At 51.6% G+C, this 22146-nt stretch carries 18 protein-coding genes and 2 tRNA genes; 8 read left to right on the forward strand and 12 right to left on the reverse strand.

The window, feature by feature from the left end; all coding sequences use genetic code 11:
* Positions 1-2 precede the first annotated feature (2 nt).
* From QZT18_RS12675 to QZT18_RS12710, 8 genes are all read left to right on the forward strand, one after another.
* A complete protein-coding gene (locus QZT18_RS12675) occupies positions 3-1163 on the forward strand; it encodes an XdhC family protein (protein WP_294148370.1) in 1161 nt (386 codons plus the stop codon).
* Positions 1160-2194 carry a molybdopterin-binding protein gene (locus tag QZT18_RS12680; RefSeq protein ID WP_294148371.1) on the forward strand — a complete coding sequence of 345 codons (1035 nt, stop codon included), beginning with the start codon at positions 1160-1162 and terminating at the stop codon, positions 2192-2194. The genes QZT18_RS12675 and QZT18_RS12680 overlap by 4 nt, the downstream gene beginning before the upstream one ends.
* A 2-nt stretch (positions 2195-2196) precedes the next feature.
* Positions 2197-2676: a cyclic pyranopterin monophosphate synthase MoaC gene (gene moaC, locus QZT18_RS12685; RefSeq protein WP_294148372.1), complete on the forward strand. Its 480-nt coding sequence runs from the start codon at positions 2197-2199 to the stop codon at positions 2674-2676.
* Positions 2651-3625 (forward strand): GTP 3',8-cyclase MoaA, encoded by a 975-nt coding sequence (moaA, locus tag QZT18_RS12690; RefSeq protein ID WP_294148373.1) that lies wholly within the window; start codon positions 2651-2653, stop codon positions 3623-3625. The genes moaC and moaA overlap by 26 nt, the downstream gene beginning before the upstream one ends.
* Positions 3626-3627: 2 nt before the next feature.
* Positions 3628-4560: an MOSC domain-containing protein gene (locus QZT18_RS12695; RefSeq protein ID WP_294148375.1), complete on the forward strand. Its 933-nt coding sequence runs from the start codon at positions 3628-3630 to the stop codon at positions 4558-4560.
* A complete protein-coding gene (gene modA, locus QZT18_RS12700) occupies positions 4548-5495 on the forward strand; it encodes a molybdate ABC transporter substrate-binding protein (protein ID WP_366925874.1) in 948 nt (315 codons plus the stop codon). Before QZT18_RS12695 ends, modA begins: the two co-directional genes overlap by 13 nt.
* Before the next feature lie 172 nt (positions 5496-5667).
* On the forward strand, positions 5668-6333 hold the full coding sequence (modB, locus tag QZT18_RS12705; RefSeq protein WP_294148376.1) for a molybdate ABC transporter permease subunit: 666 nt from the start codon (positions 5668-5670) through the stop codon (positions 6331-6333).
* Entirely contained in the window at positions 6321-7400 is a 1080-nt protein-coding gene (locus tag QZT18_RS12710) for a sulfate/molybdate ABC transporter ATP-binding protein (protein ID WP_294148378.1), read from the forward strand. Before modB ends, QZT18_RS12710 begins: the two co-directional genes overlap by 13 nt.
* Positions 7401-7540: 140 nt before the next feature.
* On the opposite strand, the gene QZT18_RS12715 is transcribed toward QZT18_RS12710, so the two are convergent.
* From QZT18_RS12715 to QZT18_RS12770, 12 genes are all read right to left on the reverse strand, one after another.
* A tRNA-Leu gene (locus QZT18_RS12715) sits at positions 7541-7624 on the reverse strand.
* A gap of 4 nt (positions 7625-7628) precedes the next feature.
* Positions 7629-7712 (reverse strand) — tRNA-Leu (locus QZT18_RS12720).
* A 247-nt stretch (positions 7713-7959) separates the two neighbouring features.
* Complete coding sequence (locus QZT18_RS12725; RefSeq protein WP_294148380.1) at positions 7960-11916, reverse strand: ATP-binding protein; 3957 nt, start codon at positions 11914-11916, stop codon at positions 7960-7962.
* 15 nt (positions 11917-11931) lie between these two features.
* Positions 11932-13410, reverse strand: coding sequence for an extracellular solute-binding protein (locus tag QZT18_RS12730; RefSeq protein WP_294148381.1), 1479 nt, complete (start codon positions 13408-13410; stop codon positions 11932-11934).
* A gap of 521 nt (positions 13411-13931) precedes the next feature.
* On the reverse strand, positions 13932-14288 hold the full coding sequence (rplT, locus tag QZT18_RS12735; protein WP_227033709.1) for a 50S ribosomal protein L20: 357 nt from the start codon (positions 14286-14288) through the stop codon (positions 13932-13934).
* Between the two features lie 31 nt (positions 14289-14319).
* A complete protein-coding gene (gene rpmI / locus QZT18_RS12740) occupies positions 14320-14517 on the reverse strand; it encodes a 50S ribosomal protein L35 (RefSeq protein ID WP_022358435.1) in 198 nt (65 codons plus the stop codon).
* Between the two features lie 31 nt (positions 14518-14548).
* The gene (gene infC, locus QZT18_RS12745; RefSeq protein ID WP_125140758.1) at positions 14549-15043 is read right to left on the reverse strand and encodes a translation initiation factor IF-3; all 495 of its coding nucleotides are present in this window, start codon (positions 15041-15043) and stop codon (positions 14549-14551) included.
* Between the two features lie 688 nt (positions 15044-15731).
* The gene (locus tag QZT18_RS12750) at positions 15732-16046 is read right to left on the reverse strand and encodes a DUF1540 domain-containing protein (RefSeq protein ID WP_125140759.1); all 315 of its coding nucleotides are present in this window, start codon (positions 16044-16046) and stop codon (positions 15732-15734) included.
* 159 nt (positions 16047-16205) lie between these two features.
* Positions 16206-18134 (reverse strand): threonine--tRNA ligase, encoded by a 1929-nt coding sequence (gene thrS / locus QZT18_RS12755; protein WP_294148382.1) that lies wholly within the window; start codon positions 18132-18134, stop codon positions 16206-16208.
* 498 nt (positions 18135-18632) lie between these two features.
* Positions 18633-19151 carry a GNAT family N-acetyltransferase gene (locus QZT18_RS12760; RefSeq protein WP_294148383.1) on the reverse strand — a complete coding sequence of 173 codons (519 nt, stop codon included), beginning with the start codon at positions 19149-19151 and terminating at the stop codon, positions 18633-18635.
* Positions 19135-20532 (reverse strand): MATE family efflux transporter, encoded by a 1398-nt coding sequence (locus QZT18_RS12765; RefSeq protein ID WP_294148384.1) that lies wholly within the window; start codon positions 20530-20532, stop codon positions 19135-19137. Before QZT18_RS12765 ends, QZT18_RS12760 begins: the two co-directional genes overlap by 17 nt.
* Positions 20533-20719: 187 nt before the next feature.
* Entirely contained in the window at positions 20720-21997 is a 1278-nt protein-coding gene (locus QZT18_RS12770; protein ID WP_294148385.1) for a glycoside hydrolase family 10 protein, read from the reverse strand.
* Positions 21998-22146 lie beyond the last annotated feature (149 nt).

Raw genomic sequence — 22146 nt, forward strand, 5'->3', positions numbered from 1 at the left:
CAATGAATGAAACAACACGCTACCTCTCTTCCCTCCTTCGGGAGCTGGAAAACGGACATGATGTGATGTCCGTAACCGTGATAGAAAGCCTGGGTTCGGCCCCCAGAGGCGCCGGAGCCAGAATGCTCACCGGCGAAAAAGGCCGTATCTGCGGGACGGTCGGAGGCGGTCCCATTGAATACGAGGCAGAACAGGAAGCCGGAAGACTTCTCTTAGCAAAATCCTCCGCCAGAAAACAGTACGATTTGTCCAGCCAGGCCTCCCCGGTCGGGATGATCTGCGGAGGGAGCGTAAAAATGGCGTTCCATTATATAAGCGCCGGGCGGGAGGATATAAAATCCCTCTGCCGCTCCGCCCTCGCTCTTTTTAAATCGTCGGGTTCTCTGTGGCTCGTGCTGGAACTTCCTCCGTCATCCGGGGAGGAAAAGAACCGCACCGGCGGGGAAAAGATGTGGATTTACAGCTCCTCGTCTTCCGTACCCGGTGGGTTATCCGCCGGTCCGCCTGCCGGTTCATCCTTTGAATTGGCGGCCGTTCCGCCCTCTGAGCCGGCTGCCGCTCTGCCCTCTGAACTGGCGGCCGCCGTCGCGGAGCGCTGCAGACGAAAGCAGCCCGGCATTATCACGTGCGGGGAACATGAATTTTATCTGGAGCTGATCGCGGCCGACAGCCTGGTCCATCTATTCGGCGGGGGACATGTGGCCAGGGAACTGGTGCCGCTTCTCTCCAAATCAGGCTTCTCCTGCGCCGTATACGACGACCGGGAGGAATTCTTAAAGCAGGAGGATTTTCCCGACGCCGCCGGCACAGCGGTTGTCTCCTTTGACAAACTGGAGGGCTGTCTCTTTCCGGCCGCGGAAAATTATTTTGTCATTATGACAAGAGGCCATGTATTCGATCTCCAGGCTCAGGCCTTTGCCATGAAGTCTCCCGCCGCCTACATCGGAGTCATGGGCAGCCGGAAGAAAAAAGCCTATCTGACCGAAGCGCTCTTAAAAGCGGGGTTTAGCCGGAAGGAGCTGGACTTTGTCCATGCCCCAATCGGGCTTGACATCGGAGCCGATACCCCGGCCGAGATAGCGGTGAGCATTGCCGCCGAACTCATTCAGGTACGGAGCTTAAGAAACGGTAATAGCGCAGTAAATAAGGAGGAAAACCGATGAAATTAATTAAAACCGAGGATGCCGCCGGCTGTGTGCTCTGCCACGACATCACTCAGATTATCAAGGGCGTCACAAAAGATGCCGTGTTCCGTAAGGGGCATATTGTGACGGAGGAAGATATTCCCGTGCTCTTAAGCGTCGGAAAAGAACACCTCTACATATGGGAAAAAGACGAAAACATGCTGCACGAAAATGAGGCGGCGGAGATCCTCTGCGGCATCTGTATAAATGACGGCATGGAGCGTTCCTCCGTCAAGGAGGGAAAAATTGAGCTGACCGCAGCGGCCGGCGGACTTTTTAAAATCCGCCGGGACAAACTGAGAGCCGTCAATTCTCTGGGCCAGATGATGATCGCCTGCCGTCACGGAGACACGGTGGTAAAAGCGGGCGATAAACTGCTGGGAACCAGGATTATCCCCCTTGTCATTGAAAAAGAAATCATGGAAAAGGCAAAAGAAACGGCCGGAAATGAACCCGTCTTCTCCCTTCTTCCCTTTACCCTGAAAAAAGCCGGGCTTGTCACCACGGGAAATGAAGTTTACCGCGGAAGGATCAAAGATACCTTTACTCCGGTCATCGAGGAAAAGCTCCGTGAGTTTGACGCCGAAGTCGTTTCACACATCACGCTGCCCGATGATCCCGACCGGATTACGGAAGCGATCCTCACCCTGATCGACGAGGGGGCCGAGCTTGTCTGCTGCACCGGGGGAATGAGCGTGGATCCCGATGATATGACTCCCCTGGCCATCAAAAATACGGGGGCGCGCATCGTCTCCTACGGCGCTCCGGTGCTTCCGGGCGCCATGTTCCTGCTGGCCTACTATGAGAAAAACGGGCGTTCCATCCCCATCGTCGGCCTCCCGGGCTGCGTCATGTATGCAAAGCGGACCATCTTTGATCTTGTGCTCCCGCGCCTGATGGCGGAAGATCCCGTTTCCAGGGAAGAACTTGATGCCCTCGGGGAAGGCGGCCTGTGTCTCTCCTGCCCCGTCTGTACGTTTCCGAACTGCGGCTTCGGCAAGGGGGTGTAACCATGGAATTTACTCATTTTGATAAAAACGGCAATGCCGTTATGGTGGATGTGGGGGAGAAGGCCGAGACCGACCGGGAAGCCTCCGCCGCAGGAAAAATCTCCATGAGCCGGGAATGTTTTGAACTTTTAAAGGCGGGACGGATGAAAAAGGGCGATGTACTGGGCGTCGCAAGGATTGCGGGCATTATGGCCCTCAAACAGACCTCTAACCTGATACCGCTCTGCCATCTTTTAAATCTGACCCACGCGGAAATTTCATTTTCTTTAAACGAGGCGGCGTGTGAGGTTGGGGCAGTCTGCACGGTCCGTACCACAGGAAAAACGGGTGTGGAGATGGAGGCGCTGACCGGCGTGTCGGTTGCGCTCCTCACCGTCTATGACATGTGCAAAGCGGTCGACAAGACCATGACAATCGGAGAAATCTGCCTTCTCCGCAAATCAGGAGGAAAAAGCGGTGTGTTTGAAAGACCCTTACGGTAGAATCATCGATTATCTGCGCGTCTCCATCACGGACCGCTGCAATTTAAACTGTGCCTACTGCAGGCCCGGCAATGCCCCGTTTCTGGATGAGAAAGAGCTGTTAACGACAGAAGAAATTCTCACCTTCTGCCGGGAGGCCGCCCTGCTCGGGATACGCCATCTGAGAATCACCGGCGGGGAGCCTCTTCTTCGGGAAGGCTGCTGCAGCCTTGTAAAAGATTTAAAGGCGCTGCCCGGAATTGAGAGCGTTACAATGACCACCAACGGCACCCTTTTAAGCCGCCATCTGGACGGACTGAAGGAGGCCGGGATTGACGGAATCAATATCAGTATGGATACGCTGAACGGGGAGCATTATGCCGCCCTCACCGGCGCTCCGCTGCTGCCCGGACTCCTTGAGGCAATCCATGAAACCGTTTCATTCAAAATACCGGTCAAGGTAAACTCCGTCCTTATGGATGGGCGCATTCCCGTCACGGACTATCTGGAGCTGGCTGAATTTTCCCGCAGCCTCCCGGTGGACGTCCGTTTTATCGAGGCCATGCCCCTTGGCGGCTTCTCGCCTCCCGCCCTGGATCACAGGAAACTCTTATCCCTGCTCTCCTCGCGGTATCCCGGCATGGAGCGCCTGAATACGGCCCGCGGCTTCGGTCCCGCCGTCTATTACGCCATACCCGGGTTTTCGGGCTGTATCGGCTTTATAAACGCCGTACACGGCAATTTCTGCGGGCACTGCAACCGGATACGGCTGACGGCAAGAGGCGTTCTCAAAAGCTGTCTCGGCTATGAGGGCACCATCTGCATCAAACCGCTTTTCGGGTCGGCCGGGAGCGAAAACGCCCTCCGCCAGGCCCTGCTTACCGCCGTCTCGGAAAAACCGTCCTGTCATCATTTCGGTGAAAATCACCGCTATGCCGAACGGGACAACATGTCAAAAATAGGAGGCTGACCATGGGAACCATAAAAGCAATCTGTATCAGTGAAAAGAAGGGGACCGAAAAACATCCCGTCCCTTACTGCGATCTCGTCGTGGAATACGGAATTTCCGGCGATGCCCACGCCGGCTCCTGGCACCGCCAGGTAAGCCTTTTAAGCGCGGAACGCGTCCGGAAATTCAACGAAAAAGGAGGCGGGGTCTCGGACGGTGATTTTGGAGAGAACCTTCTCGTGGAGGGCCTGGATTTCTCCTGTTTTGCGGTAGGAACGACCCTGACGGCCGGAGACGCTGTCCTGGAGATTACACAGCTCGGCAAGGAATGCCACCATCACTGCACTATTTACCACAGGGTCGGGGAATGTATCATGCCGAAAAGGGGCGTATTCGCCCGGGTTCTGAAAGGCGGCCGTCTCTATCCGGGAGATGAGATTGTCTCCTGCCCGCCGGATCCGAAAAGGCCGTTCACGGCTGCCGTCATCACCCTCAGTGATAAGGGCTCCAGGGGGGAGCGCATCGACGAAAGCGGCCCCGCGGCGGCCGCACTGCTCCAGGATGCGGGGTATCAGCTCCTGGAATCCATCCTGATCCCCGATGAACCGGAGGAACTTAAAAAACACTTAAAACGCCTGAGCGACAGCCGACAGGCGAGTCTCATCCTGACACTGGGAGGCACCGGGTTCTCACCACGCGACACCACGCCGGAGGCCACAATGGCCGTGGCGGAGCGGAATGCCCCGGGCATTGCAGAAGCTATCCGCAGCCTGTCCATGCAGGTAACAAAAAGGGCCATGTTAAGCCGGGGCGTATCCGTAATCAGGGGAAAGACCCTGATCGTCAATCTGCCCGGCAGCCCGAAAGCCGTCCGTGAAAGCATCGGTTTTATCATCGAAGAGCTTCCGCACGGACTTGAAATATTAAGAGGAGGTGCATCAGAATGCGCAAGATAAACAATGTAAATTTAAAAGAAATAGGAAACTCAACAGGAAAAAGCCGCTTCAATAAAGGAATCAAAAAAACAGTTCTCTCCATGGCGCTGCTGGCCGTGCTGGCCATGACCGCCTGCAGTTCCGGGCAAAAGAAGACGGAAATCACAGGCGCTGCCGCCGAATCCGGATCTTCATCTGAAAAAAGCACTGAGAATCCGGGCAACGCCGCGGACGGTAAAAAAGCGGCAGTCGAAAAAACAGGTGAGATTTTTATTGCGGCGGCAGCCAGCATGAAGCCGGTCATGGAAGAAGTTCTAATCCCCGGTTTCGTGAAAGCAAATCCCGGCTGCACCGTGACGGGAACGTATGACAGCTCGGGGAAACTCCAGAAACAGATCGAGGAAGGGCTGGGCGCGGATCTTTTCCTGTCCGCCGCCACAAAGCAGATGGACGCCTTAAATGAGGAAGGCCTCGTAGACAAGGATTCCGTCACCATGCTCCTGGAAAACCAGATTGTCCTGATCGTGCCCGAAGGTTCCGAGGGGGATTACACGGCCTTTGCCGATATTGAAAAAGCCTCCACGATTGCCATCGGCGATCCCGACAGCGTCCCCGCCGGCCAGTATGCCCATGAGGCGCTGACACAGATGGGCCTCTGGGATTCCCTTGAGGACAGGTTCAGCCTCGGCACCAATGTAACGGAAGTTTTAAACTGGGTTGCGGAAGGCAGCGCCGATGCCGGAATCGTATATGCCACGGATGCGGCGACAACGGACCGCGTAAAGGTGATAGCGCCCGCCCCCGAAGGAAGTCTGGCTAAGCGCGTCCTGTATCCGGCCGCCATTCTTTCCGACACAAAGGATCATGACGGAGCCGCCCTTTTCCTTGAATATTTAAAGAGCAGTGAGGCAAGTGAAGCATTTACTTCCTATGGCTTCACCCCATTGGCAGAGTAGCATAAAAAGGTAACAGTTCAGCCATGATGCATTCCGTGAGGTATTTTCGCATGTTCTTTGCGAAAATACCGAGTTACACGGCGAGAAACGGTGCTTTCTACCGTTTCTGTGCATCATTTTGCTGCAGTTTGGTCGGAGGCTGAACTGCAGCCTAAAAACGCAAGGAGGTAAAATGGAACTTTCACCTGTTTTTATTTCGCTTAAAACGGCGGTCTATGCCCTTCTCATCGTCTTTCCCGCAGGAACCGTACTTGCCTGGAAGATCATGAAGGTGAAACGGCGCCGCCTGAAGACAGTCCTGGACAGCATCCTGACACTCCCGTTAGTTCTTCCTCCTACGGTAGCGGGACTGTTCCTGCTCTGTCTCTTCGGCGTCAACCGGCCGCTGGGACGTTTTTTTCTCAATGTATTCGGTGTGAAAATTGCATTTACATTTATCTCCACCGTTATCGCCTCGGCCTTTGTCTCCTTTCCGCTGATGTACCGCTCCGCACGCGGGGCTTTTGAGCAGGTGGATCCACAGCTTTTAGATGCCGCCCGGACATTGGGAATGAGCGAAACGGCCGTATTCTTCCGCGTGCTGCTGCCGAATTCCGTACCGGGCCTGCTCTCGGGCAGTGTGCTTGCATTCACGAGAGGCCTCGGAGAATTCGGGGCTACCGCAATGCTGGCGGGCAATATTGCGGGAAAAACAAGGACTCTCCCGCTGGCCGTTTATTCCGAAACAGCGGCCGGGCGCATGGACATTGCCTTTGTCTATGCCGGAGTCCTGCTGGTCTTTGCATTCTCCGCCCTGCTCCTGATGAGCCGCGCCGGAACCGCAAAGTGGAAGAAATAAATGATAAGGAGTATATGATGCTGACCGTCGATATAAAAAAAGAACTTAACGATTTCACTCTGGAATTCAGGCTCACGCACAGCGGGGGCTGTCTGGGCATTCTGGGTCCCTCGGGCTGCGGAAAAAGCATGGGGCTGAAATCCATAGCCGGTCTGGTGGAACCCGACAGCGGCCTGATCCGCCTGGGTGAAAAGACGTTCTATTCCTCACAGGACCGAATCAGCTTAAGGCCGCAGCTTCGAAAAACAGGTTATCTCTTCCAGAGTTATGCCCTGTTTCCCAACATGACCGTGGAGGAGAATGTGGGCGCCGGAATCAGCCGCAGGGACAAAGGGCGCAGTGAAACCATTGCCGCCTTACTGAAGCGTTTCCAGTTGTCCGGCCTTGAAAAATATTATCCCGACAAATTATCCGGCGGACAGCAGCAGAGAGCCGCCCTGGCGCGGATTCTCGCAAGCTCTCCCGATCTTCTGCTGCTGGACGAGCCGTTTTCCGCCATGGATGCAAGCCTTAAGGAGATGCTCCGTCTGGAACTGCTCCATGTGCTGAAGGATTACCACGGCCTTTCCATTCTTGTAACCCATGACAAGGATGAGGTCTATCAGCTCTGCGATAACCTGATTGTCATGGAACAGGGACAGATTCTCTGTTCCGGTCCTACCGGAGATATCTTTAAAAACCCGGGAGTCCGGCAGGCCGCCCTTCTGACGGGATGCCGGAATATATCGGCCATTCAAAAGCTTGGAACGCGCAGCCTCCTGGCCCTGGACTGGAATCTCTCCCTCACAACGGCCGTGAATATCCCGGATACGGCAACAGCCGTCGGCATACGCCCCCACTCCCTGGTCCCGTTAAGCGGGGAGGATGCGGACGGCCTGAGCGCTCTGCCGGGAGCAAATCTCATCCCGGTTAAGAACCCGGTCGTTTCCGCCCTGCCCTTTGAATGGGAAATTTACCTGGAAAACGGAATCCGGTGGACGGCCGGAAAGAATTCAAAGGTCTCTGCGCCTCCCCCTGTACCTTCATGGCTCCGGGCCGCCCCTGAGGACTTACTCCTTCTGTCTTAATGCCTTGAAAGTAAGTGCCCGGGAGGCCGCTGCGGTTCAATCCCGCAGGAAAGAATTTTATTCTACGGGGGAGTTCAAAGAACTTTCCCGCAGCACAAAAAAAGCCCAGGCCTCTGTTTCCAAAGGTCTGAGCCTGTTCGTGCAGAAGAAGAGACTTGAACTCTCACGGTATTGCTACCACACGGACCTGAACCGTGCGCGTCTGCCAATTCCGCCACTTCTGCAAACTGCGGGAGATGGGACTTGAACCCACACGAGCATACACCCACAAGATCCTTAGTCTTGCCTGTCTGCCAATTCCAGCACTCCCGCGTCTGGTGCTTGGTGATTTGTGTTCCTCACCAACGAAAGCTAGTATACCACAAAGTTTCCATCATGGCAACCACTTTTTGTAAATTTTTTTAATTTTATTAACTATTGAGTTATTTTACCTTTAGACCTGTGTTTCGACAACACCCGACAAGCCTTATATTACGGGCTTTGCAGGTATTTTCGGCAGCAGACCCGGCCGGCATATTTTTTTCCTCCGGGTCTGTCTGCAGCATATTTTTTTAATATTTTACTTTAAAACATTTTTTACCGCCGAAAGCAGTTCCTTCACATCCACCGGTTTAGCCAGATGGCCGTTCATACCGCTCTTAATAGACTTTCTCATATCCTCATCAAACGCGTTCGCCGTCATCGCAATAATCGGGATGCTCTGGGCGTCCGCACGGCTCATTCTTCGGATTTCCCTGGTCGCTTCCAGACCATCCATGACAGGCATTCTGATATCCATCAGAATCAGGCTGTAAGCGCCTTCCGCGGCCCCGGCAAACTTCTCCACGCCCTCCCTGCCGTTTGCAGCGGTATCCACCGTAAAACCATGCATCTCAAGAAGTGTTTTCGCAATCTCCGTATTCAGTTCATTATCTTCCACCAGAAGAATCCGGCAGCCGGAGAAATCATAGGCGGCAGCCTCCGGCTCTGCGGAAAACGCCTCTTCCGGTTCCTCCGAAACGTTAAACCGGAGGACGAAGCTGAACCGGCTTCCCCTGCCTTCCCGGCTTTCCAGTTCAATCTCCCCGCCCATCATCCTGACAAGGCGGCTGCTGATGGAAAGTCCCAGGCCGGTGCCTCCGTAGACGGCGGCCGTATAGTCCTCCGCCTGCTCGAACGCATTGAAAATTCTTTCCCTGTTTTCCGGGCTGATTCCGATACCGTTATCTTCCACTGCAAAACAAATCTCCACCTCGGCATTTTCTCCCGGATGAACACTGCCTGTCTGCCTTTCAGAAACGGAAAACTTTATCCGTCCGCCCTCTCCCGTGAATTTAACCGCATTGCTGAGCAGGTTGATAATCACCTGCTTCAGACGCATTAAATCGGCATATACCCACGGATGCTCCACCTGTACGTCCCGGATATAGGCAATATTTTTCCGGAGCATCTGGTTCTCCATCAAATCGCCAATCTCGTCCGCAAGCTTTATAATGCTGCCGCTGTCGCAGGCCAGCTTCATCTTGCCGCTCTCAATCTTGGACATATCCAGAATATCGTTAATCAGGCTTAAGAGGTACTGCGAGGACTGATCAATCTTTATCAGGCAGTCTCCGATCTCCTCCTTCTTTTCCTCCCTCTCCATTGCTATGGCCGTCATGCCGATAATGGCATTCATCGGGGTCCTGATCTCGTGGGACATGCGGGAGAGGAAATCGCTCTTGGCCCGGCTCGCCAGGTCATACCGCTCCCGGTTGATATTGGTCTCAATGATTTTTACAACCTCCTGAAGTTCGGAGCATTCCCCGTCACTCCACTGCCGCTGTTCCGCTTTCCTGATAAAATTGATGGCTCCCATCAGTTTACCGCCGTCATACATCGGAATGCAGACCCCGGAAACACCGTCCGAAATATGCAGGATACGGCGCTCCTCCTCCGTAAACGGCCCGTTCTCGGAAAACCTCACATACCCCGATGCAAAACGCGTCAAACAGCGTTCAAAATCCGGGTTTTTGAAATGGCATACCGTCGTGTCCGCCACGGCGTCCTCATTCCGGTGCCACTGCCTGTACACTCCCGAAGCGTTGAAATCCCATCGGATATCCGCCATCAGGATGTCGGAGGCATTGTAATTCGTTCCCATCTTTGCAAACAGCACCGAAACGATCGGACCGACGCGTCCTCCTCTGTCGAAAAGGTTGAAGACCCTGGTCACCATGTTCAGCGCCCTCACGTTGCCGTTGCTGGCAATCTCGTTATAATCTCGTTTTTCGGTGCACTCTGATTCCGGCACATCCTCACAGAAGGTGAGCTGTGATTTCCTGCGTCTCTTTCCGTAGGCCAGCGCCGCTCGCAGCTTCTCCGCGTAGTCCGTATAACTGCCTGCCCCGCCGCCCAGTGCGATTACCGCAGCGGTCACGGAAATCTCCAAATCCTCGCTGCAGAGGTTTGAAAGCATGTGGTTCATCCGCCCGAAAAAGTCCGGGATCTCTCCCCGGCTAAAGCCCCTGAACCAAACGAGAATCTCGTCGCCTCCGGCCCTGACCGCAATCAGGCGCTTTCCGGATTTCTCGTTTTCACGCCTTTGCTTCAGGATAAAGATTCCCATCTCTTCCAGGACGGCATCACCAAACTCAATTCCAAAATGGTCGTTCATCTCCTGGAACTTGTCAAGATCCATCAGAAGCATAAAGCCCGGGCGGCCAAGTTCCACCTCAGCCCTGATAATCTTCTGACCTACTTTTTCCCGGTAAAGCCCGGTTACGGGATCGATGCGGACCGCCTTGCTCTCCATCTGCTCTTTCTCTTTTTGCTCCTGAATATTGCGGATGCTTCCTATTACCTTACTCTTTTTACCGGAAGCGTCACAGATTGTTTTGCCGGACAGTTCCATCCACTGCCAGCCGCCCGACTGCGTCAGTGCACGGAAATCCATCTCGAATTTGTCGTCCAGGCGCAGAAACATCTTTTTCATCAACTGCCGGTCAGCGTCATATAGCAGTTTGCTCTGCTGGATGCCTTCGATCAGATTTTCGATATAGCTGCCATGTCCGCTCTTTTTGCCGTCGGCAAGCAGGTTATAAATTTCAATTGAATTACCTTCCACATTATAAGTATAAATAATGTCCGTACTGCTTTGGAGGGCGAGCAGATAACGCTCTTTCTCCTCCAGCGCCTCCGCCTCCGCCTTCTTCTGTTTCTCCGTCAGATCCCAGACCGCGTCGTAGAGCGCCTTAATCTCCGCAATATCCGATTTTCCCCGGTTCCTGGGTCCTTCTTTCCTGACATCCCGGATCCAATCGGCCAACTGTGTAATCGGCCGCGTCAGATAGTGCATCAGAAAATAAATACAGATAATGCCTACAATCAGTGAAATGAGAACCGCCAAAGCGATATTCCTTGTAATTCTGCTGCCCATGCCGAACAGGCTGTCCTCCGACTGGACGCCAAACAGCACCCAGCCATTTTCAACAAAGGGTGTATTGGGGCTGTACATCGGAAAGGCAACCGCTTCGGCGTAATAATTCCGCCCGTCTTCCAGGCCGTCTATCTGGTAGAGGCCCGTATACTGTGTTTCCTTCAGATTCAGGGGTATATTTTCATCCAGGTTCCGCTTAAGGGTATTGCCGCTTAAAAAGAACGGGAGCAGCTCCCCCTCATCGGTATACTTCGCAATCAGATATCCGCTGTGTTCCCCTGCATTCAGTTCACTGTAGGGAAGCAGGCCGTTAATCACTGCGGAGGAAATCTCAATTCCCATGACACCGTATACTTTCCCGTCACACATCAGTGGGACGGAGTAGCTGATCATGCTGTAGGAATCCTTAGCCCTGTCATTCTCCAGATAAAACGTGCTGCTCCAGTACGCCAGATTATCCTCTTTTGCTCCCGGATTTACCAGCGCCGCCCTATACGGCTTATAGAAAAAGCTGTCCGCTTCAAGCTGCCCTTCCTGGCGGAACAGGAACCTGGAGGTCCAGGAGGTATCGAACGGGATTCCCAAATCATGAGAAAATTCATAATTTCCCCGCTCCATCAGAAGATCCGAGTAGTCCTTCGGATTCACATAAGGATCCGCATCACGGAAATAAATCCCGCTGCATTTGTAGACTTCCTCACCCTCTTCTTCCTGCGCCTTTCCCAGGCCGTCGGCCAGGATCAGATAGACGCCGTTTACCCCGTTCCTTCTTATTATGTCGAGGCTCGGAAGCAGCATCTGGTTTAACAGCTCCTCTTTCGCTTCCTCGTCCTCCATAAATCCATGGAGGGTCAGTTGCTTTTCCTCTAAAATCCGTTCCAGGCTGGAGTTCGCAATTTCATATTCGCCGGATATATCTGTCCACTGGTGCGTCATGTTATTGGAAAGGATCAGATTTCTGTTTTTTACGATCTGCTCCATAATTCCAACAGAATATTCCTCTAAATGTCTTACCGTGCCTCCAACGTGCACCGCTCCAAGGGCAACCAGCGCCTGGAGCAGCATCACAAACGAGAGCGGTATTAAAAACATCCTTAGAATTGTCTTCTTTTTACGCATCTCTACTCCTTGTCATTATTTGGAGCCATCCTCCCGGTCCGTTCCGGTCTCATCCACACAAGCTTCCAGCTTCTGCTTCACCGAATCAAACCATAAGTCAAAGGATTCCTCGGAAATATAGTCCTTCACCGCATCCTCAAGGCTTAAACCTTCTGCCAGAAGAGCCTTTACCTGCTCCCTGTCGGCAACGGCCTTATCGGAAAGATCGTATTCCAGAATCTTTCTGGCCTTGCTGCCGCCGTCAAAAGCCTTGTTGGTGTAGAGGTCATTACTCTTAACGGCTCTGTAGGCCTCCGTAAGCGTATCGTATTCTTTTTCAGGCATGCTCACCTGCTTGTCCGCCATCACTTTCTCAAGCACCGCTATGTCACCGGCGTCTTTCTTGACGGGAAGATAGCCGGAAGAACAACTGAACTCCGTGTTTTTCTCCGCGTCGGTAAACCATTTGAGGAATTCGCAGGCGGCGCTTTCTTTCTCCGGCGTACTCTTTGTCACAACCATTCCCGCTCCCTGCTGGACAATATATGGTTTCCCTCCCTCAAATCCGGGGACGGGAAGTACGATACAGCCGATTGGCGTGATGGAATCCCCCACCTCGACCTGATCCGGGAAATATCCTGCCGATGTGGTGGAGCCCGTATAAGCGATCAGCTCCCCGATCTTGACATCATCGGAGCGGAAGCGTCCGTAAGCCGCAAAGTATCCTTTTACAAAGGGAACATAATAGCAGTCCCAGATTCTTTTAAAAACATCTCTGTCAATCTGAAGCGTCACCTTCTGTTTTTCCACATGAAAAATTTCGACTCCCAACTGCATGGAGCCGACAATGAAAAGATTGGCAACAGCGTCTCTGCCGTAAAAAGCCTTTCCGTCATTCGCTATGCCGGGCGTTTTAGCGTCCGTCCAGTCGTAATAAAGCCCGGCGACTCCGACGACGCCTTCCTTTGTCTTCAGGTCGTCGAGAGACGCCCCTGTTTCCGCTGAGAATTCATCCCAGACATTTTTATTCATCATCATGATTTCCGTGGATTTGGCCACCGGGAAAATCTTGAGTTCGCCGTTTACCCCTATTTTTCCTTCCTCTATGTAGGCATCCATATAGGAATTCTGCTCTTCCTCCGTAAAGTACGGGGAGAGATCCGCCAGAAGCCCCTCCTTCTCAAGCTCATATGCCGTATCCGCATAGGAAGAAAAGATGCCGGGCATCTCATCGCTGCCCACTTCCTTCTTACTCGATGCCAGAACCGCATTCTCCAGCTCCGAGACATTGCCCTTGCTGTGTCCTTCCACATAAATGTTCTTTTCTTTCCCCACCGTCTCGTTGAATTCATTGACAAGATCGTCAAAGGCCGCCTTCTGTGAGCCATTGTAATAATGCCAGATTGTAATATCCACCGGATCGCTGTTTTTTACCGTATCAACCGACGCGGCACCCGAACAGCCGGTCATAATCAGGCTGAATGACAGAATTGCCGCAGCTATATTTTTCTTCATAGTAATCCCCCTTCGTAACGCCAAGTGAAATCTGCATGCGCATGATATAATGTCCGCATTGCGCACATTATATCATATTCACTTCGTGAATATGAGTCTCCGACGGAATTCAGCGCCAGACTTTCTGCGGCAAGCGCAGAAATCTGCATGCGCATGATATAATGTCCGCATTGCGCACATTATATCATATTCACTTCGTGAATATGAGTCTCCGACGGAATTCAGCGCCAGACTTTCTGCGGCAAGCGCAGAAATCTGCATGCGCATGATATAATGTCCGCATTGCGCACATTATATCATATTCACTTCGTGAATATGAGTCTCCGACGGAATTCAGCGCCAGACTTTCTGCGGCAAGCGCAGAAATCTGCATGCGCATGATATAATGTCCGCATTGCGCACATTATATCATAAACGTCCTGTGTATTAAAGTGATTTTACGCTTTCGCGTATAAAAAAACCGAAACACTTTACCAGGATGATAAAATGTTTCGGTTACTTATTTTGCTTTGATATCCGAATTATGCTAATTTTGCTTTAGCCAGTTCTGCCAGTTTAGCAAAACCTTCTGCGTCGCTGATTGCCATGTCGGATAATACCTTACGGTTCATCTCAACACCAGCCAGCTTTAAGCCGTACATGAACTTGCTGTAGGATAAGCCGTTGATACGTGCTGCTGCGTTGATACGTGCGATCCAGAGCTGTCTGAACTGTCTCTTTCTCTCTTTACGTCCTGCGTAGGAGCTTGTTAATGCTCTCATTACGGACTGTTTTGCTACTCTATACTGTTTGGAACGGGCACCTCTGTAGCCCTTTGCCAGTTTTAATACTCTATTATGTTTCTTTCTAGCGTTTAATCCGCCTTTAATTCTTGCCATGAGTCAATTCCTCCTTCTTAATCCTCGAATCTTATAAGTATGGTAAAATCTTCTTCATTACCTTGCTGTTTGTTGCGTCGGTAACGATGTCTTTTCTAAGATTTCTCTTTCTCTTAGTCGATTTCTTAGTTAAGATGTGGGATTTGTAAGCTTTATTTCTTACTAACTTTCCTGTTCCTGTTGTTTTAAAACGTTTAGCAGCAGCTCTGCTTGTTTTCATTTTAGGCATAGTAAAATTCCTCCTTAGATATTTGTCTATTTTAACGTTTTGCAGATAAAAACAATACGATGCTTCTTCCTTCAACTTTTGCAGGCTTATCGACCGTTGCGATATCAGCGAGCTTTTCTGCAAAATCGTCAAGAATGTACTTTGACTTGAACATATGAGCCATCTCACGACCTCTGAAGCGCAGTGTAACCTTCACCTTGTTGCCCTTTTCAAGAAACTTACGTGCGGCATTGGTCTTGGTGTTTAAGTCGTTATCATCGATATTCGGTGACAATCGTACCTCTTTAACATCGATTACTTTCTGTTTCTTTTTGGCTTCTTTCTCTTTCCTAGCCAGCTCGTATCTGTATTTACCGTAATCGATAATTTTGCAGACCGGCGGCTTAGCTGTCGGAGCAATCTTTACCAGGTCAAGCTCTGCATCCTTTGCAAGTTTTAAAGCGTCTTTAGCAGGCATGATTCCAAGCTGCTCTCCGTTCTCGCCAACCAAACGAACCTCTCTGTCTCTAATCTGTTCGTTAATCATTAAATCGCTAATAGTCGTGCACCCCCATCACATGATGAATAATATTTATATACTGCAAAAAATAAGCGGACAGCCAGACTATCCACTTATCATAATAGGAAATCCAATTAAGGAATTTTCGATAAATTATGAACCCACGGTCACTTGCTCGTGCCGGGGTGAGGCGGATACCTGCTTTCCTGTATATGTTGTAAGTATTCTCACAACCTAAGTAACTATACTACAAGAGTTTTAAAATGTCAACTATTTTTTTAGTTGAAATGCGGGGACGCCTCTGTAAGATGGCGGACTGGGTGGCATAGTGGTTGGATGAGTCTTCAGTCCCGGCTGTGAGGACGTAGTGAGGGGGAATCCGGGAGAAAAAATTCCTGCGGGGACCCGCTCCCGCTTGTGGAATGCACAGCGGATGCCAGCTTCGTGAGAAACTTAAACAAGCACCGGCGGATTCCAATGTCTCCTTCGGAAAGTTTTCTCCCTCCTTCCCCCGGGCAGGTTATCGCCGGGACTGAAGACCGGGGAGGGAGCGGCCCCGTCCGTCAGCTACAGGAGCCGGCCATCACCAGCGGCGATCTTATCGATGGCTGAATTATTAAAAGCCGGGGAAACCGGACGTCTAATAAAGACTATTTCCGTTTTCCCCGGCTCCTGTGCAGATGCGTGGTTTCCGTTCTTAATGGAAGGAAACCTGTTATCTTGCCTTGAAGCTGGAACACTCCGTGCCCTGTGCCTCGACTGCGTCGCCGCCTGTGATACCGATATGCTCGGCCTCGCAGAAACGATCTTTGTTGAATACACAGTTTACGGCTTCACACTCTACTTCCAGTCTGTTTTCCGGTGTTTTGAACATGTTGCGGAACATTCCGCCCTTGTTCTCATCGTAGCTGCCGCAGCATGTATCACATTTCTCATGTGCGGACTGGCCCTCTACGACGATTGCGTTTTTACAGCAGCAGTTTTCAGAGTTATGAAGACATCCCGTTACGTTACAATCCAATTTTGTCATGACGTGCTCCTCCTGTTTCGTTGTTTACGGCGAAAAACCGGCAAAGCTCTCTTTTCACCGTCTCTTTACATCCTTTCGGACAGTAATTCAGATACAGGCTTAGTATGTGCCGTCACAGACAAAATATTCTTTTTTAGTTTTAAAGCGCACTGCTTATTTTTATTTTGACGTCTCCATTTTACGGATTTCCTTTGACTTAATCTCTTTCTGGATATCGGAGATAAATGCGTCGAGACTCTTGGAGCCTTCGTCTCCGGCAAAACGGCTTCTCACGGAAACATTGCCCTCTTCCTCTTCTTTCTGGCCTACTACCAGCATATACGGAACCTTCTGTGTCTGGGCCTCACGGATTTTATAGCCGATCTTCTCGGAACGTGTGTCCATCTCGGCTCTGATTCCCGCCTCATTTAACTGATCCGAAATTTTGCCCGCATATTCGGAATACTTGTCGGAGATTGGAAGCACCTTCACCTGCACAGGCGCCAGCCAGGTCGGGAATGCTCCCGCAAAATGCTCAATCAGAATCCCGATAAACCGCTCTATGGAACCAAAGGCCACGCGGTGAATCATGATTGGCCTGTGTTTCTCGCCGTCCGCTCCCGTATATTCCAGTTCAAACCGCTGCGGAAGCTGGAAATCGAGCTGGATGGTTCCGCACTGCCATGTTCTTCCAATGGAATCCTCCAGATGGAAATCGATTTTCGGTCCGTAGAATGCTCCGTCTCCCTCATTCACCACATAATCGAGTCCCAGTTCATCGAGGGCGGAACGAAGTCCTTCCGTCGCCATCTCCCAGTCTTCATCACTTCCCATGCTGTCCTCCGGTCTGGTGGAAAGCTCTACATGGTATTTAAAGCCGAACAGCGAATACACTTCATTAATTAAATGGGCAACACCCTTAATCTCATCCTTAATCTGATCCGGTGTCATGAAAATATGGGCGTCATCCTGTGTAAAGCAGCGCACGCGCATCAGGCCATGGAGCTGGCCCGATTTCTCGTGGCGGTGTACCAGGCCCAGCTCTCCCATGCGCAGAGGCAGATCACGGTAGGAACGCGGCTCGGACGCATAGGCAAGAACTCCGCCCGGACAGTTCATCGGTTTAATGGCATAATCTTCTTCGTCAATTACCGTTGTATACATATTATCTTTATAGTGATCCCAGTGGCCAGAAGTCTCCCAGAGCTTTCTGTTTAAGATGACCGGGGTTGAAATCTCCACATAGCCTGCTTTTTTATGGATTTCTCTCCAGTACTCAAGCAGGGTATTCTTAAGCTCCATTCCCTTTGGAAGAAAGAATGGGAATCCGGGGCCTGCATCATGCATCATAAAAAGGCCGAGTTCTCTGCCGAGCTTTCTGTGATCCCTCTTCCTGGCCTCCTCCATCATTGTGATGTAACCTTCCAGCTCTTCCTTGGACGCAAAAGCCGTCGCGTAAATACGTGTCAGCATCTTATTCTTTTCACTGCCTCTCCAGTAGGCTCCCGCCAGGTTCATCAGCTTAAATGCCTTGCCGACTCCCTTTGTGTTCATCAGATGAGGGCCCGCACAGAGATCCGTAAATTCTCCCTGACGGTAAAAGCTGATCTCGGAGCCTTCCGGCAGATCCTCGATGAGTTCCACTTTGTACGGCTCCTCTTTTTCCTTCATGAGGGCAATTGCTTCCTCCCTGGGAAGTGTGAACCGGTTAAGCTCCAGGCCTTCCTTCACAATTTTTTTCATCTCCGCCTCGATCTTCGGCAGATCCTCCGCCGTCAGAGGAACAGCCGGATCCACATCATAGTAGAAGCCGTCGGCAATAGACGGTCCGATTGCCAGCTTTGTTTCGGGATACAGCCTTTTTACCGCCTGCGCCATCACATGGCTGGCCGTGTGGCGGAGCGCCGCCAGACCGTTCTCGTCTCTGGCCGTCAGGATGCTCAGGGAACAGTCCCTGTCAACCACCGTGCGCAAATCCACAACCTCTCCGTCCACTTCCCCGGCACAGGCCATCCTGGCCAGGCCTTCGCTGATATCCTTTGCGATGTCAATGACTGCCATCGCACATTCATACTCCTTCACAGAGCCGTCTTTTAATGTGATTTTCATATTTATTTCTCCTCTCTTAATTTACACTGCCTCTTAGCACGAGTGCGCATCCTGCCCGGAGGGCTTTTTTGTATCATTTTTATGATATAATAAAGAGTCCGGTCCACCGGACTCGCGCGCCGAGTGCGGCCGCATAGCGGCATATTACATCTTCGCACGAGTGCGCATCCTGCCCGGAGGGCTTTTTGTATCATTTTTATGATACAAAAAAGTCCCCTGACACACACTTCTGCGTATCAAGGGACGAATTTATCGCGGTTCCACCCTGATTGACCGGACTATGGTTCTGCCCGGACCTCTCAATTATGATGATAACGGAATCACCGTTCCCGATTAAGGGACACTCGAAGCTGGTTTTGGGACACTCGCTCTGTAAGGCACTTCCACCGCATATGCCTCTCTCTGGACAGCTCTCCTGTCTTACTGGTCTTCTCAACGTGTTAACAATATGGTTGATTTACGTTTGATTATAACACCCGCGGACGATTTGTCAAGCCTCTACCTGATCTCTTTCATCATGACATCCCTGAGCCGGCCGCCGTATTTTTCTTTTCTGCAGACCGCCTTATAACCCTGCCCGAGCATATTGCCGCGGCTGAAACGGTTGTCGGGATGGACCGTGCACATAATGTACCGGTATCCGGCCAGGAGCAGCTCCTTTTCGGCCGCCTCCATCAGCAATGCCTGCAGATGCCTCCCGCGGTATTCCGGCAGGATGGCAACAGAATCCACATGGGCCGTTTTCAAAAGCTGTTCTTCCGAAAAGCCTGCGTCATAGCCCAGATTTTCTCTTTCAAGCCCCGGCGTAAGGATATCCATAATTCCAGCCGTCCTGCCGCTTTCCGGGTCAATCGCCCTGAGAACAAATCCGCGTCCCGATGTCAGAACCTCCCTTATAAACCGGGCGTCATCGGGCACAAACCATTCCAGGTTCTCCATCGCTTCCCAGACTGTACGGATCAGTTCCGCTATTTCCTCCGCATGAACGGCCTCCGCCTTCTCAATTCTGAATTCCACTGCTTTTTCCCCTTTCTTTCACCCGCTGCATCCTCGTAAGCTCCGGCCAGATGGTCAGAAGCATGGTTCCAAAGCAGGCAATTCCGCCGATAAAATTAGAAATCGGCTCCGCCGCAAAAACGCCCGATGTTCCCATATGAAAAACACCCGGCAGCATGATGGTGAGCGGCACCACAATAATCACTTTCCGGAAAATAGAGAAGAAAATGGCATTTTTCGATTTTCCAAGCCCTACAAAGATAGCCTGCCCAGAAAACTGGAGCGACATCATAAAAAAACCGAAAAAATAGAGCCGGAGCGCAGGAATGCCCGCTTCTATTAATTCCCTGTCCTTGTTAAATATACGGATAAACAGCTCCGGGAATCCATGGATCAGGCTCCAGATTCCGACCGTATAAATGATGGCCGCCACCGATGTGAAAATGATTGCTTTTTTAACCCTCTCGTACTCCCCGGCACCGTAGTTAAAACCAAGGACCGGCTGTGCGCTCTGGGTGATTCCCGAGACGGGAAGCGATGCCACCTCCCGCACGGAATTGATGACGGTCATAACTCCGACGTAGAGGTCGCCGCCGTAGGCCTGCAGCGTCGCATTACACATAATCTGGACCGTACAGTTCGTAATAGCCATTGTAAATCCGGAAAGTCCCAGCCCTACAATCGACTTGACTCTTCTCAGCTCCAGCTTAAGACAGGATCGCCTGAGCTTCAGGATCGTCTTTTCTCCCGTCAGAAACCTGACAATCCAAACCGCCGACAGAAACTGCGAGATAATCGTGGCAAATGCCGCCCCTCTCACTCCCATGTGGAAGACAAAAATAAAGATGGGATCTAAAATAATATTGGATACCGCCCCCAGAAGAACCGTCATCATTCCAATCTTTCCAAATCCCTGTGAATTGATGAAACTGTTCATCCCAAGCCCGACCATCACAAAAAGACTGCCGAGCAGATAAATTGTGATGTAGGCATCCGCAAAGGGCCAGGTGGAATCGCTGGCTCCGAACAGATAGAGCATGGGCCGCCTGAATATCAGCCCCAGAACGGTCAGCAGAATCCCCGATATCACCATCATGGTAAATGAATTTCCCATGATTTTTTCCGCTTCTTCAAGCCTGCCTCTGCCCCTTTCGATGGAGCAGAGCGGCGCCCCGCCCATTCCAAACAGATTGGCAAACGCAATCACCATCGTTATAATCGGCAGGGAAAGGCCGATTCCGGTCAGGGAAAGCGTCGAATTCTCCGGTATCCTTCCTATATAAATTCTGTCTACAATGTTGTAGAGTACATTGATGAGCTGTGCCAGCGTCATAGGCACGGCCAGGCTCATAATATTTCCTACCACACTCCCCTGTGAAAAGTCATTCTTATCCGTATTCATCTTCCGCCTCCAGAAACGCTGCCGCCTTCATCGGCATAGGCAGCGGCAGCCTGAACGTTCAGCGCACAGACCGACGCCATCCATAAAGCAGCGCGCCATAATAACTGTATTTTGTCATTATAGCGCGCTTTTTTATCGGTTGGCAATGAAAATTTCACAGAGCGTGTGTTCCACACAGTAAAACTGTTTAACGGAACAGAGCCGTAACATTAGCGACTTCCGCCGCTGCTGCCGCCCGTGTCAGGGAACTGAAGTCATAGAAACAATAGCCGCTCACCTGGCCGGTTCCTCTTCCTTCCAGCACCTGGCGTCTCATAATATCATTATATCTGAGCCATTCCGGCACTTCATTTCCATCCTTTGCATCGGTTCCCGTCTTATAGAGGGCCAGCCCCGCATAGAGGGTCACATTGCCCTTCTTTTTAAGCTCAATCCAGTCTTTCAGGCAGTTGGAGTATGCATACGGAGCCGTCTGGCCTCCCGACTTCGCCTCAAATCCCCAGTATATCTGAGGCATAATATAATCAATGTACCCCGGCTGAGTCATCCATGTATCAATGTCTGAGAACAGTCTCGTATCGGAACGCAGATTCTTTAAATACCCCTCCGGGCTGATACCGAATACCACGCCTGGTTTAATGGATTTGATCGTACTGTAAATGCCTCTCACAAGCTGGTTTACGTTGTCGCGCCGCCAGTCTGCGATACTTCTTCCGCTGCCGGAGGCCAGGTATTCCGGTTTGTCAAACCACAGATCTACGTTTCCGTCGTTGACGCCCGGATAGAAATAATCATCAAAATGGATTCCATCCACATCGTAGCCCTCGACGATCTCCCTCACGCCGTCTATCACCATCTGGCGCACCTGCGGCACCGCCGGATTGTAATAATACTCTCCCTGGTGCAGTAGAACCCATCTGTCGTTGGCCGGATCCCCGTCGTTCGCCCAGGCGACGGCCGGGTTGCTGCTGCTGAGATCACTGTAACGGTTCAGATATCCCGTTATCCGGTACGGATTGACCCAGGCATGGATTTTCAGGCCTCTCTGGTGAGCCGACTGGACCACATAAGCAAGCGGGTCATATCCCGGATCCTTTCCCTGCTGTCCCGAAGCAAACTTAGACCATGGAAAATATTTGGACGGATACATGGCGTCGCCGTCCGGCCTCACCTGGACAAAGACCGCGTTCATTCCGTTTTGGACGCTTATATCCATCGTAGAATCCACCGCATTCTTAAATCCGCTGTAATCCTTCGGCCACTTATTCCAGTCCAGATAAGAAATCCAGACGCCTCTCAGCTCGCCCGACTGGACGGCAGTCCCGCTGTCACCGGCCGGTCCGGCCAGGGACGTCATGGCTCCCATTACCGCAAACACTGCCGCAAGCAGCAGAGAAGCCAGTCTCTTTGCAGGCACCCGTCTGCGGATATTTTTTAAATCACTCCGTTTTTCCTTTACTTCCATTGTCTTTCCGCCTTCCTGTCTGTGTTTATCCGCCTGCGGGCCATTTTTCCTTTTCTGCCAGGCCTTGCAGGTTCTAATGATTTCTTCCAGCACAGCTATATTTTACCAGAAAATCCTCCGGGGATTCTTACTTTTTCCTTTCTGTTTTG

Source organism: uncultured Clostridium sp. (genome assembly GCF_900547735.1).
Classification (GTDB): Bacteria; Bacillota; Clostridia; order Lachnospirales; family Lachnospiraceae; genus Otoolea.